Origin of the sequence: Klebsiella sp. V115_8, assembly GCF_029967715.1 — a bacterium.
GTDB lineage: Bacteria > Pseudomonadota > Gammaproteobacteria > Enterobacterales > Enterobacteriaceae > Klebsiella > Klebsiella quasipneumoniae.
In genome coordinates this window covers 20,348-36,399 of record NZ_JASCAR010000049.1, presented here as the reverse complement: position 1 = coordinate 36,399, position 16,052 = coordinate 20,348, and the positions used below count along the sequence as shown (strand labels likewise).

At 48.8% G+C, this 16,052-nt stretch carries 13 protein-coding genes and 1 pseudogene; 9 read left to right on the top strand and 5 right to left on the bottom strand.

Annotated features, from left to right (window positions below):
* Positions 1 to 61: 61 nt before the first annotated feature.
* On the bottom strand, positions 62 to 706 hold the full coding sequence (locus QLG03_RS24570) for a winged helix-turn-helix domain-containing protein (protein ID WP_044525214.1): 645 nt from the start codon (positions 704 to 706) through the stop codon (positions 62 to 64).
* Positions 707 to 1,182: 476 nt separating this feature from the next.
* Here QLG03_RS24570 and QLG03_RS24565 point away from each other — a divergent pair, with 476 nt between their 5' ends.
* The 8 genes and pseudogenes from QLG03_RS24565 to yjeJ all read left to right on the top strand — a co-directional run bounded on the left by QLG03_RS24565 (position 1,183) and on the right by yjeJ (position 11,177).
* The gene (locus tag QLG03_RS24565; protein WP_004206418.1) at positions 1,183 to 1,743 is read left to right on the top strand and encodes a fimbrial protein; all 561 of its coding nucleotides are present in this window, start codon (positions 1,183 to 1,185) and stop codon (positions 1,741 to 1,743) included.
* A gap of 58 nt (positions 1,744 to 1,801) precedes the next feature.
* Positions 1,802 to 2,488 (top strand): molecular chaperone, encoded by a 687-nt coding sequence (locus QLG03_RS24560; RefSeq protein ID WP_004206417.1) that lies wholly within the window; start codon positions 1,802 to 1,804, stop codon positions 2,486 to 2,488.
* 35 nt (positions 2,489 to 2,523) lie between these two features.
* A complete protein-coding gene (locus QLG03_RS24555) occupies positions 2,524 to 5,067 on the top strand; it encodes a fimbria/pilus outer membrane usher protein (protein WP_023291699.1) in 2,544 nt (847 codons plus the stop codon).
* 22 nt (positions 5,068 to 5,089) lie between these two features.
* A pseudogene (locus tag QLG03_RS24550) lies at positions 5,090 to 6,113 on the top strand (fimbrial protein).
* A gap of 330 nt (positions 6,114 to 6,443) precedes the next feature.
* Complete coding sequence (locus tag QLG03_RS24545) at positions 6,444 to 6,794, top strand: hypothetical protein (protein ID WP_043519271.1); 351 nt, start codon at positions 6,444 to 6,446, stop codon at positions 6,792 to 6,794.
* Positions 6,795 to 6,896: 102 nt separating this feature from the next.
* Positions 6,897 to 8,183: an HlyD family secretion protein gene (locus QLG03_RS24540; protein ID WP_023291696.1), complete on the top strand. Its 1,287-nt coding sequence runs from the start codon at positions 6,897 to 6,899 to the stop codon at positions 8,181 to 8,183.
* The gene (locus QLG03_RS24535; protein ID WP_044525176.1) at positions 8,176 to 10,299 is read left to right on the top strand and encodes a peptidase domain-containing ABC transporter; all 2,124 of its coding nucleotides are present in this window, start codon (positions 8,176 to 8,178) and stop codon (positions 10,297 to 10,299) included. Before QLG03_RS24540 ends, QLG03_RS24535 begins: the two co-directional genes overlap by 8 nt.
* A 14-nt stretch (positions 10,300 to 10,313) precedes the next feature.
* Entirely contained in the window at positions 10,314 to 11,177 is an 864-nt protein-coding gene (yjeJ, locus tag QLG03_RS24530; protein WP_282473676.1) for a YjeJ family protein, read from the top strand.
* 54 nt (positions 11,178 to 11,231) lie between these two features.
* On the opposite strand, the gene QLG03_RS24525 is transcribed toward yjeJ, so the two are convergent.
* The 3 genes from QLG03_RS24525 to QLG03_RS24515 all read right to left on the bottom strand — a co-directional run bounded on the left by QLG03_RS24525 (position 11,232) and on the right by QLG03_RS24515 (position 13,822).
* Entirely contained in the window at positions 11,232 to 11,585 is a 354-nt protein-coding gene (locus QLG03_RS24525) for a DUF4156 domain-containing protein (protein ID WP_004152419.1), read from the bottom strand.
* A 259-nt stretch (positions 11,586 to 11,844) separates the two neighbouring features.
* The gene (gene groL / locus QLG03_RS24520) at positions 11,845 to 13,491 is read right to left on the bottom strand and encodes a chaperonin GroEL (RefSeq protein WP_023291693.1); all 1,647 of its coding nucleotides are present in this window, start codon (positions 13,489 to 13,491) and stop codon (positions 11,845 to 11,847) included.
* A gap of 37 nt (positions 13,492 to 13,528) precedes the next feature.
* On the bottom strand, positions 13,529 to 13,822 hold the full coding sequence (locus QLG03_RS24515; protein WP_004152420.1) for a co-chaperone GroES: 294 nt from the start codon (positions 13,820 to 13,822) through the stop codon (positions 13,529 to 13,531).
* A 233-nt stretch (positions 13,823 to 14,055) separates the two neighbouring features.
* Between QLG03_RS24515 and yjeH the strand changes: the two genes are divergently transcribed.
* Positions 14,056 to 15,306, top strand: a complete 1,251-nt coding sequence (yjeH, locus tag QLG03_RS24510) for an L-methionine/branched-chain amino acid transporter (protein WP_086075967.1) — start codon at positions 14,056 to 14,058, stop codon at positions 15,304 to 15,306.
* A 50-nt stretch (positions 15,307 to 15,356) separates the two neighbouring features.
* On the opposite strand, the gene QLG03_RS24505 is transcribed toward yjeH, so the two are convergent.
* Positions 15,357 to 15,833 carry an FxsA family protein gene (locus QLG03_RS24505; RefSeq protein ID WP_023291691.1) on the bottom strand — a complete coding sequence of 159 codons (477 nt, stop codon included), beginning with the start codon at positions 15,831 to 15,833 and terminating at the stop codon, positions 15,357 to 15,359.
* Positions 15,834 to 16,052 lie beyond the last annotated feature (219 nt).

Sequence of the window (16,052 nt, the reverse complement as noted above, 5' to 3'; positions counted from 1 at the left end):
TAACATACTCGGCAATCCACTTTACCGTTACCTTCTCGATATAAACCCCAGCGGCGGCGTATTATCGATGTAACACGATCAGTACGATAACATTGATAACTATCATCACGACAATCAGCGCGATTAACCAGGTGGGAACTTTAAAGGTTATATGTAATCGTTCCGATACTTTCTCTGCCACCTTCACGCTATTTTCCCGCCTATCATTCTCCTGGATTGCTAAATTCACTGGTAGTGGAAGACTTAATTTATGGTCAATTTTCCCCGTATCATTGAAAATGACATCAGCAGTTTTACTACTGTGAAAATGCGTTAATCTTTCCCGATTCATATTCTCGCACTCTTCATCCGAGAGCGGGATAACTAAAGTATCCGGGGCGACGCTAAAGCCTTTTTGTCTGACGGTGATAATGATATCCTCAGATAGTCCGGCTTTGAGCAGCGATTTTCTCAACAAAGAGATATTTTGATAAAATGTATTTTGCGAAACTACCACTCCCCGTGTTTCCCATACAGCCGCCAGAAATTCATCCCGAGAAATCACTTTGCCGCAATTCTGCAATAGCAGCAGCAAGCATCTGGCGGTAGGCGCATTGAGGCTGATGCTCTCCCCATTCCCGGCAAGCGGTCGCAGCTCATTCATATTGGCATTAAATATAATTTCCTGATTAATTATACAGCCATTAAATAATGCAATATCATCCATATCCTTGCCCCACGCAACCCTATTATCCATAACAAAAATAAATAATCCCAGCAAAACCATGGCGTGAACATTATCGCTTCAGACAGAAGCGGGGTCAGTTCACATTGAACTTCAGCTTTGAGGATACCGCATAAAAAATGCCACGCGATAGTTATCTTGTTTAAAAGCCACATTTTCGGATTAAATTTATCTCAACCTAACTCAACATCTCATTAGAAAAGGTCATTATTAAATTCACGTGTGCTTCATCAAGAATTCACAAGCATTTTTTGCACCAGACTTTTAAATTACCCCCGCTTCTCCATGGTTCGCTATGGCAAGTGATATTGTAGCGTCGTTCACAGGAGGGTAGGTTTCAGCACTATATAAGGAATGCTGGCGCTTATTTTCAATATCAATAGGAATGTATACTCCATTCCCATGATAACTGTTATCGATTCTACACAGGACTAAGTATCTATATATGGATTAATTAAATGAAAAAGACAATCGTAGCTGTAATGGTCGCTGCTTCTGCAGTTCTGAGTGCTCAGGTAATGGCAACCAACACCGCTCAGGTAACTGTACTGGGTGAAGTCTCTGATGCAGCTAACTCTTGCGTCGTGACTCCGACGGGTACCCTGAACAACGGTATCGTTCAGCTGATGACCGTGACCACTACCGAAGCGAATGCTGAAGCGGCTGGTGCTCTGTTTAAAACTCAGGACTTCGGTTTTGACGTGAAAGACTGCGCACAGGGTAGCGCCACTCCGGTTACTGCTGTAACCGTCAATGTGACCGGTGCCTCCAGCAACGCTAACATCCTGGACAACACCGCACCTGGCGGCGCTACCGGCATTGGTATCGGTATCCAGCGCGTACGTGATGCTCACCGCGTAGGCTTCGACGGTTCTGACCTCATGACCGAAAGCTACACTGCAGCAGGCGGCACTCAGCTGAAGTACACCACTGGTTATGTGAAAGTGAACTCCGCGACTCCGGTTACCGAAGGTCCGGTTAAAGGTGTTGCGACCTTTACTATCGATTATACCCTCTAATTTTTCCCCGAAGGGCTCCGCTTCACAGCGGGCCCTTTTTCGCATTCAGAGAAAAACCATGTTCAGGAACTTATTAAATATCACCGCATCCTGTGCATTACTCCTCAGTAGTATTGCCCATGCTGGTATTGTGATTGAATCCACACGCTACCTCTATAAAGAAGGTGCGCGTGAAATCACCGCGCAAATCGAAAATAAAGATGACATCCCTTATCTGATTAAATCCTGGGTTGAAGCGCCGGCAGGGAAAACGCCCTCTTTTATGGCTACACCTCCGTTATTCCGCCTTGAGGGTAAGCAGCAGAATACCGTGCGTCTATTTTCTACCGGAAACGTCAATGCCCCGAACGACCGGGAATCCATATACTATTTTAACGTGATGGCCATCCCGCCGGCGGACGATGAGAAAGCCAACGCCAATACTATTCAACTGGCGGTCCGCCACCGCATGCGTCTGGTCTATCGTCCAAAAGCACTTTTCGACCTTTCTCCAAACATTGAAGCCAAAAAACTCGAATGGCGGAAATCAGGCACAAAACTGACGATTAAAAATCCGACACCGTTTTTCTTCTATTTCCATAGTGTTCAGATTGGTAGCAAAGAAGTGAAGCCGGAAGTCAACTCGGTCGCTCCAATGACGACCAAAGAAGTGACATTAAAAGAAAATATCAATGCCTCCAGCGTCAACTGGAAAGTAGTTAATGATTATGGCGGAGCAGGATCGCTCTATTCCTCATCGCTGTAATAAGAATTTTATTTTATCATTATAGGGATGTGTCTATGCCAAATAAGAATAATGGATTATTCAAACTATCCGCGGTCTTCCTCGCAATGCTTCCGGCATTGCTTTCTGGTTTGAATAATAAAGCGCAAGCACGTGACTTTTTCGATCCCTCATTCATTAGCTCATTGAATGGTAGCGATCCATCAACCACTCCCGACTTATCTATTTTCCAGACGCAGAACGCACAGGCGCCAGGGGATTATCGGGTAGATATCATGTTTAATGGTCGCTATCTGGATACCAGGACAATGAAGTTTGTTGCGAATAGCCGTGCCACTGGGAATAATCGAGAGCCCGCCCTGGTGCCCTGTTTGAGCCTGAAAACATTGGCAGAGTATGGCGTACGGGTTAAAGCCTTTCCCGAACTGGTCGAGGATAAAAACGGCTGCGCCAATCTTTCAGTCATCCCGGATACCAAAGCGGATTTCGACTTTACCGTCCAGCGCTTGAATATATCCATTCCGCAGGCGGCACTATCTACCACCGCGCAGGGATATATTCCACCGGATCAGTTTGATGACGGCATCAACGCCCTGCTGGTGAACTATCAGTTCAGCGGCTCAAACGACATGCAGGCCAATGACGAATACTACAGCCTGAACCTGCAGTCTGGCCTCAACGTTGGCCCATGGCGTATCCGTAACCTCAGCACCTGGAATAAAAACAACGGCGATGCGGGTGATTGGGACTCAGCCTATCTCTACATGCAGCGCAGCATTCGTCCCATCAACAGTAACCTGGTGATGGGTGAGAGCTCGTCACTCTCAGGCATCTTTGACAGTGTACCGTTTACCGGTATTCAACTGGCCACCGATACATCAATGTTGCCGGAAAGTATGCGCGGCTATGCGCCGATTATCCGTGGTATCGCCAAAACCAACGCCCGTGTCTTCATTAAACAAAACGGCTACCAGGTATACCAGACCTACGTGGCGCCTGGCGCGTTTGAAATCACCGATATGTACCCGAGCGGCGGTAGCGGCGACCTTTACGTCACCGTGGAAGAGTCCGACGGTTCTAAGCAGGAGTTCGTCGTACCGTTCGCTACGCTGCCGGTGATGGTCCGTGAAGATCAGCTGGAATATGAAATTACGTCTGGTAAATATCGTCCTTACGACGGCGGGGTCGATGAAACGCCCTTTACGCAAGCTACCGCGACCTACGGTGTCTCAAGCAGCCTGACGCTTTATGGCGGGGTGCAGGCCGCATCGCGCTATCAGGCCCTGTCAACAGGCCTCGGCTATAACCTCGGCGAGCTTGGCGCCGCCTCGGCAGACGTCACCCAGGCCTGGTCAAAAATGAAAGACGACGAAAAGACCTCTGGGCAGTCATGGCGTGTCCGTTACGGGAAAAATATTATCGAAACCGGTACAAACGTGACTATCGCTGGCTACCGCTATTCCACCCGCGGATTTAATACCCTCTCTGAAGTGTTAGATAGCTATTCTAATGACGGCAAGTATACTCCTCGCTCGCTGCGCAACCGCACCAATCTGACGCTGAATCAAAGCCTGGGTAAAGGCCTCGGCAGTCTGTCTATCAGTGGATTGATTGAAGATTACTGGGACGATAAGCGCACCAACAAGTCGATCAGCGTGGGGTACAACGGTGGCTTCCGCAATGTAAACTATTACCTCGGGTACAGCTATAACCGCTATACCTGGAGCGGGAATAACTCCGGGAAAGACGCCCAGGACGATCAGCGTATCTCGCTGACCGTCACGCTGCCGCTGAGCAACTGGCTACCGGGCACCTATACCAGTTATCAGTTAACCAACAGTAATCCGGGGTCTACCGATCAGTCGGTCTCCATCGGTGGTAACGCGCTGGATAACGACAGCCTGGAGTGGAGCCTGCAGCAAGGATACAGCAACCGGGAATACTACAGCGGCGATATGCGCGCAACCTATAACGGTGCTCGCGGCAGCGTCAATGCCGGTTACAGCTACGATCGCGGTAGCGAGCGTATAGACTATGGCGCCAACGGCAGCATTGTCGCTCATGCCGATGGGGTCACGCTTGGTCAGGACATCACCGATGCCGCCGTACTGGTTAAGGCCCCAGGTTTGGATAACGTCAAGCTGGCCAACGATAACACCATCACCACCGACTATCGTGGTTACGCCATCGTACCTTATGTCACGCCTTATCGTCGCACCGATATCACCCTCGATAGTACTTCGCTTGGCGAAGATATGGAGCTTCCGGAAACCACGCAGAGCGTCGTTCCGACACGCGGCGCCATCGTGCGGGCCAATTATGCCGGTAATATCGGCCAGCGCGCATTTGTCCATCTGAAAACGGCCAGCGGCCAGGACGTACCTTATGGTGCGATGGTGTTACTCGCCGGGAGCAGCCAGGCACAGCCAGGCATCGTCAGCGACGCCGGGATGGTCTATATGTCCGGCCTGCAGCAAACCGGAATACTTAACGTGCAATGGGGCAAAAGCGCGGCGCAGCAGTGCAATGCTTCCTTTACTTTACCGGCCAGGGAAGGCAAAGCGGCTGGCATCAGTCAAATCGAAACAATTTGTCGCTAATATTGACCAAGGACAATAAAGAATGAGAAAAACACTGATTTTTCTATCTATATTATTATGTTGTTGTGAAGCAGCTGCCAAATGCGATTATGATGGTTCCGATGGGCAAGCAACATTTAACTTAAGTCCTAAAATCGCAACGGATCCAACAATACCCGTTGGTACAGTTTTGTATACCAAAAAAGTTGGTACCGGACACTATAAAACCTTTGAATGCAGCAAGATAATGGGTGATCAGTATATCATTACCTCATCCGCACCCGAGGTCTCTGGTGTCACGGGTATAATGGGAAAACCGGTCTATGAAACGGGGATTGATGGTATTGGTTTTTGGTTTTCAGTTTTCAGATATTCTGGACAGCAAGCATGGTTCAATTAAACCCGCAGTGGCACAATCTACGATTGTGCCAATTTTAAAGTCGAATGATGACTACAGATTTATGACAGTATGGTTAATAAAAACAAAACCTGTCATTGATACATCCGGCGTCAGTACCAATCCGGTATTTAAATTCTCAGCGGGTAACTTAAGCACCAACCCCAGGGCGTCAGATCGTCTGTTAATGACTGCGTCTCTGAAATTCAAGAGTATTTCTTATAAGGCGACCTCCTGTGATATTTCTGTGTCTGGACCGAGCCAAATCACCTTAAATACAATTGAAAAAAACACATTAATGTCAATCCCTCGGGGTGGCACAACCCCATCACAGAAAACTATCACAATGGACGTTTCATGCCCAGCGGGTTCAATTGGTAATAAACTTTACTATTGGTTTAACCCAGTTAGTGGCACCAGTCCTGCGGGGAATGGCATCATCGATAATCTGCTAACAGGAGGCGGAGCAGCAAGCAACGTTGGCATTATCTTCAAAAAAGACAATAGTCCCGTTATATTTTATGACGCAGAGACCTACAGTATTGCCAGCGCTCAAGCATCGCAAAAAATTAACTTTACCGCCGATTATTACCGAATGAGTGACAACAGCGCTGAAGTCTCGGCCGGGCATGTAAAAGCGATACTTGAGGTAGTAGTTCAGGAGGAATAAAGAGAACCATAATCTCATAAAAGGTGGATAATGATATCCACCTTTTTTATTTTTCCATACATAATCAAAAGCATTATGATATGTACGTATGAAATAATGTACTACAATTTGAATCACGTCCATAATAACAGCTTAATTTAACTTGCTAAAATTAATATTGCTTTATGAATCTGTAAGATAATTAGATTAGATTCAGAATGAATCTGAAATTTCATCAACAATTCACATTAAGTTGAGTTGATTCATACTACAGCAACGACTATCTTCTCTGCGGACCAACTTCTGGTCTGGATTGAACATATAATTTTAATTTTAGTTAAAGGACTAATCATGCATCAATTAACTGTATTTGAAATGGAAGAGATTTCTGGCGGCGCGCTGACTGATACTCTTACCGATATTATGACCTGGGCTGCTAAAGAAGTAGGCGCCATCGCTCTGGGCGCCTCTCTGGGGGCGATTTTTGGTACAGGTTACGCTGGACGTTGGGGCGGCGTAAGCGGTGGTATCTTTGGTATCGGCTCGATTGGCCAGGGTGTAGGAATGATTGCCGGGGTTATTCTCGGTGGCGTCTGCTTTGGTATTGCTGCGGGTATCGTTGGCTGGGATATGACGCTGCATTATGCAACAGGTGTAATGGATGCCGTTTATGATGGCACATTAAACTTCTGGAGCAATTAATTTACGCCTCAGCTGTTTGCTCAACGTTTTGTTGACATTCTTTACTAAGTAAATAGGGCCTGAAATATCGGGCCTTTTCATTTCATTATGTAAGTGATAATTATGTTAAGAAAAATCTATCGCAAGGAAGCGATCGAATACAAAAAGCATCACTGGAAAGGAAAGGCGTTGCTGCTAGCAGGGCTTCCGGCATGGCTTATTGCATTACTTTCTTTTGCCTTTTTAGCCATTCTAATAACCACCACAATATTTTGTACCTTTACCCAACGCATTGATGTTCGCGGGGAAGTTATTACTTTACCTCATTCTGTCAATGTTTATGCGCCACAGCAAGGGTTTGTTATTTCCCAATATGCAAAAGTCGGTGACCTTGTCGCCAAAGGACAGTCTTTATATGAAATTGACATCTCCCGAAATACAACAACAGGCAACGTCAGTACGGCGCAAATAGAAGTCATTAATGAAAAGATTGCGAACGCTGAAGATATCATCACCAAACTTTCTCATAATAAAGAAGAAACCCGATTATCTTTAGATAAACAGCTAAAAACCATCAATGATTCGTTAAAAGAAACTAACCGCATGCTGGTTAATGCGCAGACTGGTTTAAAGAAAATGCATGATAATCTTTCCAGTTACGATAAATATCTTCGTGATGGCCTTATCACCAAAGATCAGTATAACTATCAGCATTCATTATACTTTCAACAACAGAGCACCTATCAGTCTTTGGTCAGTCAGAAAATGCAACTGGAATCCCAGGTAACCCAGTTAAATAGCGATAAAATCACAAAAACGGCAGATTTTGACAACCAAATATCATCTCAGGAAAACCAGATTAATGATTACAAAAACCAGTTGGTTGAATCAAATGCCAATGGTAATGTCATTATTAAAGCAACCACAGAAGGACGCATTGAATCGCTGGCTGTAACAAAAGGACAAATGGTCGACAAAGGCAGCAGTTTAGCGCAAATCAAACCCACTGGTGATATAGAGTATTATCTTATTTTATGGTTACCTAATAATAGCATACCTTATGTCAAACCGGGTGATGTCATTAACATCCGCTATGATGCGTTCCCATCCGATAAATTTGGGCAATTCCCGGGAAAAATACTTTCAATATCTTCGGTCCCGACATCCCGACAGGAACTGTCTGAATACACTAATGTTAATAATGGAACGAATCAGCAGGAACTGGCACTCTATAAAACCATTGTCAAAATTGAAAACAAAACCTTTAATTACAATGGTAAAACGCTTTCGCTTTCTAATGGACTGAAGGCTCAAGCCGTTGTATTTCTCGAAGAGCGCCCACTTTATATGTGGATGTTTACCCCTGTGTATAAGATAACTCAAAGCATTACTGGGCCAATCCATGACTAACGAATTGTTCAAAACCATTGTTGCAAAACTAAATTTTTCTCTGGTTAACAAAACGCCTGTTATTCTACAGTCAGAATCATCGGAATGTGGAGTTGCCTGTCTGGCGATGGTCTGTGGTTATTATGGGTTAAATATCGATTTATTTAATTTTCGTCAACGATTCGGTAGCCCCTCACAGGGCTCCTCACTGCTGTCTCTAAGCAAAACAGCCGAGCAGGCTGGTTTAAAAAACCGTGCGCTAGCGCTCGACCTCGATGAAATAAAACAGCTTAAGCTTCCCTGCATCATCCACTGGGGAATGAACCACTATGTAGTCCTTACAAAAGTAAAGAAAAACGGATTTGTGATTCACGATCCCGCGCTGGGTAAACGAATCATTGGCATCAGTGAGATGTCAAATAATTTTACCGGCGTTGCGCTTGAACTCTGGCCTGACCATAACTTCCAACAAGAGGAGGCGAAATCCCGTTTACGACTCCTGGATTTAATGCATAAAATTGTTGGTTTAAAATCGGCGCTGATTAAGATCTTTGCTTTCTCTGTTGTGGTAGAAGCGATTGGCCTCCTGTTGCCTATTGGTACACAGTTAGTAACTGACCATGTGATTATGGCGCACGATGAAAGTTTACTCTCTGTTATTTGTATTGGTTTAATATTTTTCACGCTATTCCGCACGTTTATTAGCATGCTCCGAGCATGGACGTCGTTAACGTTGAATACGTTGACAAACATTCAATGGAAAACAACGCTATTCGATCATTTGGCAAGTTTGCCATTATCTTTTTTCGAGAAAAGACACTTAGGTGATATCCAGTCTCGTTTCTCGTCTCTGGATACCATTCGTTCAATTTTTACCAACAGTATCGTCACTGGCATCATCGATTCGATAATGACGATCGGTTTGTTAGTCATGCTGACATTATATGGCGGCTGGTTAGTCTGGGTCGTCATTGGCTTTACCGTCTGCTATGCGATTATGCGCTTCGCTACCTATAGTTTTTATCGGCGCGTAACGGAAGAGCAGGTCGTTAAAGGGGCGCGTGCTAACTCTCACTTTATGGAATCACTTTATGGCATTTCCACGATCAAAGCATTAAATTTAAAAGAACGTCGCTCGCAGCATTGGCTGAATCTTAACGTTGATGCCAGTAACGCAGGTATTAAGCAAACTCGCTTTGATATGATGTTTGGTGGGATTAATACCTTTATCACCTCTATCGATCAGGTGGTGGTACTGTGGTTGGGGGCCATTATGGTAATTGATAATGAGATGACGCTCGGTATGTTTATGGCATTTAATGCTTATCGAGGCCAGTTTTCTCAACGTGCATCGAATCTCATTGATTTGGTGATGCAGCTTCGTATGCTCTCGCTTCATAATGAACGTCTATCTGAAATCGCCTTTAGCGAACCGGAAAAAGAACTTCCATCCCGACGTGTGTTTACAGCAAACACCGGCGTGAAACTTGAAGTCAGGAACCTGAGTTATCAATACGATCCTTTTTCACAACCCATTTTTACCAATCTGAATATAACGGTTGCCCCAGGCGAGTCTGTCGCGCTAATTGGCCCATCTGGCGTTGGCAAAACCACGCTGTTGAAAGTCATGTGCGGTTTGCTTTCACCTGACTCCGGCGAAATACTGGCGGATAATCTGGAGATTCAAAAAATTGGTTTAAATAACTATCGTCTCGGTATCGCCTGCGTACTTCAGGAGGATCGTCTCTTTTCAGGTTCACTTATCGATAATATCAGTGGTTTTGATGATAACCCCGATTTGGAATTCGTAATGGAATGTGCCAAACATTGCAACATCCATGATGAAATCATGAAGATGGCGATGGGATACGAAACCATTGTCGGCGAACTGGGGCTGGGCATTTCCGGCGGTCAAAAGCAGCGTATCCTGATCGCTCGTGCTTTGTACCGTAAACCGAGTATTCTGTTTATGGATGAGGCAACTAGTCACCTGGATCTCAGAAATGAGTCGGTCATCAATCAGTCGATTTCAGCGTTAAGTATCACCCGAATTATTGTCGCGCACCGGCCATCAACCATTGCATCAGCCGATCGCGTTATTGACCTCTCACAATCGAAGTCGATGGCTACCGCTTAATAAAGGAGAAGATTATGCAAGGAACGTTTATTGGTTTTAATACTGCAGGAATTACTTTTGAAGAGCGTTTCCTGGCGCTGTTACTTAAGGTCAAGAAAGCGAATGATACCTGTGAGATTTTCTATCTTCAGGCACCCGTATTATCCGACCTGCTTCTGATATTGCAAAGTAGAATGGCCTTAATTTTTCAGCGACTTGAAAATAAAGGCGAGGCTTACAAAGATGAGATTATCGCTTATAACGAAACACTCGTAACCCATATCCCCACGGTAGAAATGGCTGAAATACAACAGCCTTCTCCTGAGCGGCGTATAATGTCTATTACGCTTAAACCTGGCGAAACGCAGTCAACGCTGATCCTGGTATTTCAGGATGAGCAAATTAAGGCGTTAACTATTGATGACCGACAGGTTGAAGCCCTGATAATCGGTATTCAACAGGCATTAAAAACAGTCGGCGATCAGGAACTTATCCAGTATTTAAGTTCAAATATGGATTTTTTAATGTGCTACTGCGTCGACTTAACTACTCAGCCGAATATTGATTACCAGCAGTATCCCCAGGAAGAATGGAAGCTAAACCTGTTTTCCTATTATCTGGGCGTGCTCTATTGCTGCGAGACGGACGAAGGCAAGAAAATTGTCTCCGGAGCGGTGGTAAAAACCAGTGCGCCACATTTATCTGAAATGGAAAACAGCGTGGTAGTACGCCTTATTGAGAAAAGCCCCAAGCTTAAGGCGATGCACACGGCGCTGGCGCCATGCCAAATCTTCAGTACCATTATTCCTTCCCAGCCAGGAAGAATGCTCAGCCTGGAAGAGTGTCTGCGTCCCCTGCATGCCTTCTATCTGGAGAAGAAAGCGGAGCTTAACGCCTGACCCTATTCTACCGGTCACGCCTCTCTCTACGCTCGCAGAGAGAGGCATCGCGCATCAGTTCGGGCACTTATAAACCTGGCCGTTCATCTCGCTGTCGGTGGGCACAAAGCTCGACAACAGATTTTGCGTCGGGCTGCTGACGCCATAAATCACGTTGCCGCCCATGGCTGCCGCCTGGTTACGCAGGGCGTTAGCCGCACCGCGCATGGAGCCACCCTCATCGCCATTCTGGCCGGAGAGCCAGTTGCTCTGTTTACCCGTCGCGGTCCCTAACAGCTGACACTCTGCGCCCGGCTTCTCCTGCACGAAGCGCACATTCTGGCCGGCGGAGGTTAATTCATTGCTGGAACTGCAACCTGCCAACAGTAAGGCTGCGCCGACAATCCCTGCTAAATATTTTACCTGCATGTTAATCCCCATGATCGATGAGCTGGACGCACTGGCCCGGATGTAAACCTGTCATCCTTCAAACTGCGTCGGCATGAGCCGCTTTCATTCCTTAGCCGGTCGCGCTAGTTAGTCGCTTCCGATACGGAGGTGCTTGCCGCTCTGATGCAGCTTAAATGATTTTTATGTATAAGCCTTATACTAAAAAGCGCGCCAAAAGAAAAACCCCCAGCCATTACTGGCCAGGGGTTTCTGCTTTTTTATGCCGTAGAGCGCACGATTACATCATGCCGCCCATACCGCCCATGCCGCCCATACCGCCAGCAGCACCTAAATCAGGCGCATCGCCTTTCGGCAGGTCGGTCACCATGCACTCGGTGGTGATCATCAGGCCAGCCACGGAAGCCGCGTACTGCAGTGCAGAACGGGTGACTTTGGTTGGGTCCAGGATACCGAAGTCGATCATGTTGCCGTATTCTTCAGTTGCCGCGTTGTAACCGTAGTTACCGTCGCCGGCTTTCACGTTGTTCGCCACAACAGACGGCTCTTCACCGGCGTTGGACACGATCTGACGCAGCGGCGCTTCCATTGCGCGCAGCGCAACTTTGATACCGACGTTCTGATCTTCGTTCTGACCGGTCAGGCCAGCGAGTTTCGCTGCAACGCGAACCAGCGCTACGCCGCCGCCAGCCACCACGCCTTCTTCAACCGCAGCACGAGTGGCGTGCAGGGCATCGTCGACGCGTGCTTTTTTCTCTTTCATTTCAACTTCGGTTGCCGCGCCGACTTTGATTACGGCAACGCCGCCAGCCAGTTTAGCGACACGTTCCTGCAGTTTTTCACGGTCGTAGTCGGAGGTTGCTTCTTCGATCTGCTTACGGATCTGAGCAACGCGGCCCTGGATTGCGGATTCTTCGCCAACGCCATCGATGATGGTGGTGGTGTCTTTGTTGATAACCACGCGTTTCGCCTGGCCCAGGTCTTCCAGAGTCGCTTTTTCCAGCTCCATACCGATCTCTTCAGAGATAACGGTACCGCCAGTCAGCGTCGCGATATCCTGCAGCATGGCTTTACGACGGTCGCCGAAGCCCGGCGCTTTCACCGCAGCCACTTTCACGATGCCGCGCATGGTGTTAACCACCAGGGTCGCCAGCGCTTCGCCTTCAACGTCTTCAGCGATGATAACCAGCGGTTTGCCAGCTTTCGCTACGGCTTCCAGAACCGGCAGCATTTCGCGGATGTTGGAGATTTTTTTGTCAGCCAGCAGGATGAACGGGCTTTCCAGCTCAACGGCGCCGGTGTCCGGCTTGTTGATGAAGTACGGAGACAGGTAGCCGCGGTCGAACTGCATACCTTCAACCACGTCCAGTTCGTCTTCCAGACCGGTACCGTCTTCAACGGTGATCACGCCTTCTTTGCCAACTTTATCCATCGCTTCCGCGATCAGTTTACCGACGGTTTCGTCGGAGTTAGCGGAGATGGTACCTACCTGAGCGATAGCTTTGGAGTCAGAGCACGGAACGGACAGCGCTTTCAGTTCTTCAACAGCGGCAACGACAGCTTTGTCGATACCACGTTTCAGATCCATCGGGTTCATGCCTGCAGCAACCGCTTTCAGGCCTTCGTTCACGATAGCCTGCGCCAGCACGGTTGCGGTGGTGGTACCGTCGCCTGCCGCGTCGTTCGCTTTAGAGGCAACTTCTTTCACCATCTGCGCGCCCATGTTTTCGAACTTGTCTTCCAGCTCGATTTCACGTGCAACGGAAACACCATCTTTGGTGATGGTCGGCGCGCCGAAGGATTTGTCCAGAACCACGTTACGGCCTTTCGGGCCCAGGGTCACTTTAACTGCATCTGCCAGTACGTTTACGCCGCGCAGCATTTTTACACGAGCGTCGTTACCGAATTTTACGTCTTTTGCTGCCATTTCTTATATTCCTCAAATTCGTTCAGGGTCGTGCGAATTAAGCTTCAACAATTGCCAGGATGTCGCTTTCGGACATGATCAGCACTTCTTCGTTGTCAATCTTCTCAGTCTTCACGCCGTAGCCATCGTTGAAAATCACGATGTCACCAACTTTAACGTCCAGCGGCTGCACGGTCCCGTTTTCCAGGATGCGGCCTTTACCGACAGCGATGATTTCGCCACGCGTTGACTTAGCTGCTGCAGAACCGGTCAGAACGATGCCGCCCGCAGATTTGGTTTCAACTTCTTTACGTTTGACGATCACACGATCATGTAACGGACGAATACTCATTGATAGCTCTCCTTCGAGAAAGTCATTATCAGTTATGGGTGACGCCGGGCCGAACGCGGTTTACCGGCTAGTGCAGAGAGAGATGGGGATGGCCATTTCCCGCTTCAAGGGCAAAATTAAAAAAAAATTTTTACCTTTGCGCTGGCGCGCAAAAAGCGGCGCCACCGGGCAACCGGTCATAAGGAAAAGCGATTGTGATACTCTCTTTCTTTTCACTGGCGCAGGATGGAATCATGAGTGGTTTAAAACAGGAGTTAGGGCTGGGACAGGGAGTCGGGTTGCTTTCCACCTCACTGCTGGGCACCGGCGTTTTCGCCGTTCCGGCGCTGGCGGCGCTGGTCGCTGGCGATAACAGCCTGTGGGCATGGCCGTTGCTTATCCTCCTTGTTTTTCCGATTGCCATCGTCTTCGCCCTGCTGGGCCGCCATTTCCCCAGCGCGGGCGGCGTGGCCCACTTTGTCGATATGGCCTTTGGCCCACGTCTGGCCAGCGTCACCGGCTGGCTGTTTTTATCGGTTATCCCGGTCGGACTCCCCGCCGCCCTGCACATCGCCACCGGCTTCGGCCAGGCGCTGTTCGGCTGGCATGATGCGCAGCTGCTACTGGCGGAGCTGGGTACCCTGGCCATCGTCTGGTGGGTCGGTTCACGTGGCGCCAGCTCCAGCGCCAACCTGCAGACGCTGGTTGCCGTGCTGATCGTGGCGCTGATCGTCGCCGTCTGGTGGCGCGGTGGCATAAGCCCGGCGCAGATCCCCTTCCCCGCCCCGGCGGAGATCGACCGCGGCCAGCTCTTCTCCGCGCTGTCGGTGATGTTCTGGTGCTTTGTCGGCCTGGAAGCCTTTGCCCACCTCGCCTCGGAGTTTAAACACCCCGAGCGCGATTTTCCCCGCGCGCTGATGATAGGCCTGCTGCTTGCCGGCTCGGTCTACTGGGCCTGCACCGTGCTGGTGTTGCACTTCCACGCCTTTGGCGAGGAGATGGCGGCGGCGGCGTCATTACCGAATATCGTGGTCCGCCTGTTCGGCGTCGAAGCGCTGTGGGTGGCCTGCGTCATCGGTTACCTCGCCTGTTTCGCCAGCCTCAACATCTATATTCAGAGCTTCGCCCGCCTGGTCTGGTCGCAGGCACAGCATAAGCCACAGAGCTACCTCGCGAGGCTGTCGCCGCGGCAGATCCCACGCAACGCCCTCAACGCCGTGCTGGGCTCCTGCGTGGTCAGCACCTTGTGTATCTATTTTCTCGATATCAATCTGGACGCGCTGATCGTCTATGCCAACGGCATTTTCATCATGATCTATCTGCTGTGCATGCTGGCGGGCTGTCGTTTGCTGCGCGGGCGCTATCGGCTGCTGGCGGCGGTGGGCAGCATTCTCTGTCTGCTGCTGCTGGCGATGGTCGGCTGGAAGAGTCTGTACGCGCTGGTGATGCTGGCGGTGCTGTGGTTGTTTTTACCAAGACGTAAGCTGGCGACAGGAAGCGTATAGGCGCAAAAAGAAAGCGGCCCGGTCGCGTCTGCAGACCGGGCCGATAAACGTTAATCGCGGCGATCGTCCTTGTGGTCCAGACGGTCGCGCTGTTCATCCTTGCGCTGGTATTCCCCTTCGAAGGTCTCTCCGCCGCCAGTCCCGGCGCTAAAGCCGCCGCCCGGCATCCGGCTGAAGCGCAAATGCGGCATCAGCTTCATCGTCAGGTGCTTCTGCACCGGGGGCAAAAGCAGCAGCAGGCCGAGGAAGTCGGTAAAGAACCCTGGGATCAACAGCAGCAGGCCAGCGATAATCAGCGAGACGCTCTTGATCATCTCCGCCGCCGGGCTCTCGCCCGCGGCCATCTTCTGCTGCATCAGCAGGAAGTTTTTGAAGCCCTGGTTGCGCACCAGCGACATCCCCACCACCGAGCTAAAGATCACCAGGATCAGCGTCATAAAGACGCCCAACACGTGAGCGACCTGGATAAAGATCGATATCTCAATGTAAACGTAAAGAAAAAAGGCAATAAACGGAATCCAACGCACCGGCGTCTCCTTCATCGACAGGCGCCGAATTCGGCCCCCGTAGTCATCAATTTGCTGATCGCATCCCACTAAGATGGGGATGCTGAGCGGCTTTTCAATCAGCGGAAATGCTTATTTTTTCCAAGAATAGGAAAGCGGTGACCCATTTCACAGATTAATAAATCTTCTCACACCCGCGATGTAATAAGTGATCAAGCTTACTGATATTCGCTATCATCA

Bases quoted from the DNA above. Each gene is read 5' to 3' on its own strand.
- QLG03_RS24570 (WP_044525214.1), bottom strand. From the start codon at position 706: ATGGATGATATTGCATTATTTAATGGCTGTATAATTAATCAGGAAATT.
- QLG03_RS24565 (WP_004206418.1), top strand. From the start codon at position 1,183: ATGAAAAAGACAATCGTAGCTGTAATGGTCGCTGCTTCTGCAGTTCTG.
- QLG03_RS24560 (WP_004206417.1), top strand. From the start codon at position 1,802: ATGTTCAGGAACTTATTAAATATCACCGCATCCTGTGCATTACTCCTC.
- QLG03_RS24555 (WP_023291699.1), top strand. From the start codon at position 2,524: ATGCCAAATAAGAATAATGGATTATTCAAACTATCCGCGGTCTTCCTC.
- QLG03_RS24545 (WP_043519271.1), top strand. From the start codon at position 6,444: ATGCATCAATTAACTGTATTTGAAATGGAAGAGATTTCTGGCGGCGCG.
- QLG03_RS24540 (WP_023291696.1), top strand. From the start codon at position 6,897: ATGTTAAGAAAAATCTATCGCAAGGAAGCGATCGAATACAAAAAGCAT.
- QLG03_RS24535 (WP_044525176.1), top strand. From the start codon at position 8,176: ATGACTAACGAATTGTTCAAAACCATTGTTGCAAAACTAAATTTTTCT.
- yjeJ (WP_282473676.1), top strand. From the start codon at position 10,314: ATGCAAGGAACGTTTATTGGTTTTAATACTGCAGGAATTACTTTTGAA.
- QLG03_RS24525 (WP_004152419.1), bottom strand. From the start codon at position 11,585: ATGCAGGTAAAATATTTAGCAGGGATTGTCGGCGCAGCCTTACTGTTG.
- groL (WP_023291693.1), bottom strand. From the start codon at position 13,491: ATGGCAGCAAAAGACGTAAAATTCGGTAACGACGCTCGTGTAAAAATG.
- QLG03_RS24515 (WP_004152420.1), bottom strand. From the start codon at position 13,822: ATGAGTATTCGTCCGTTACATGATCGTGTGATCGTCAAACGTAAAGAA.
- yjeH (WP_086075967.1), top strand. From the start codon at position 14,056: ATGAGTGGTTTAAAACAGGAGTTAGGGCTGGGACAGGGAGTCGGGTTG.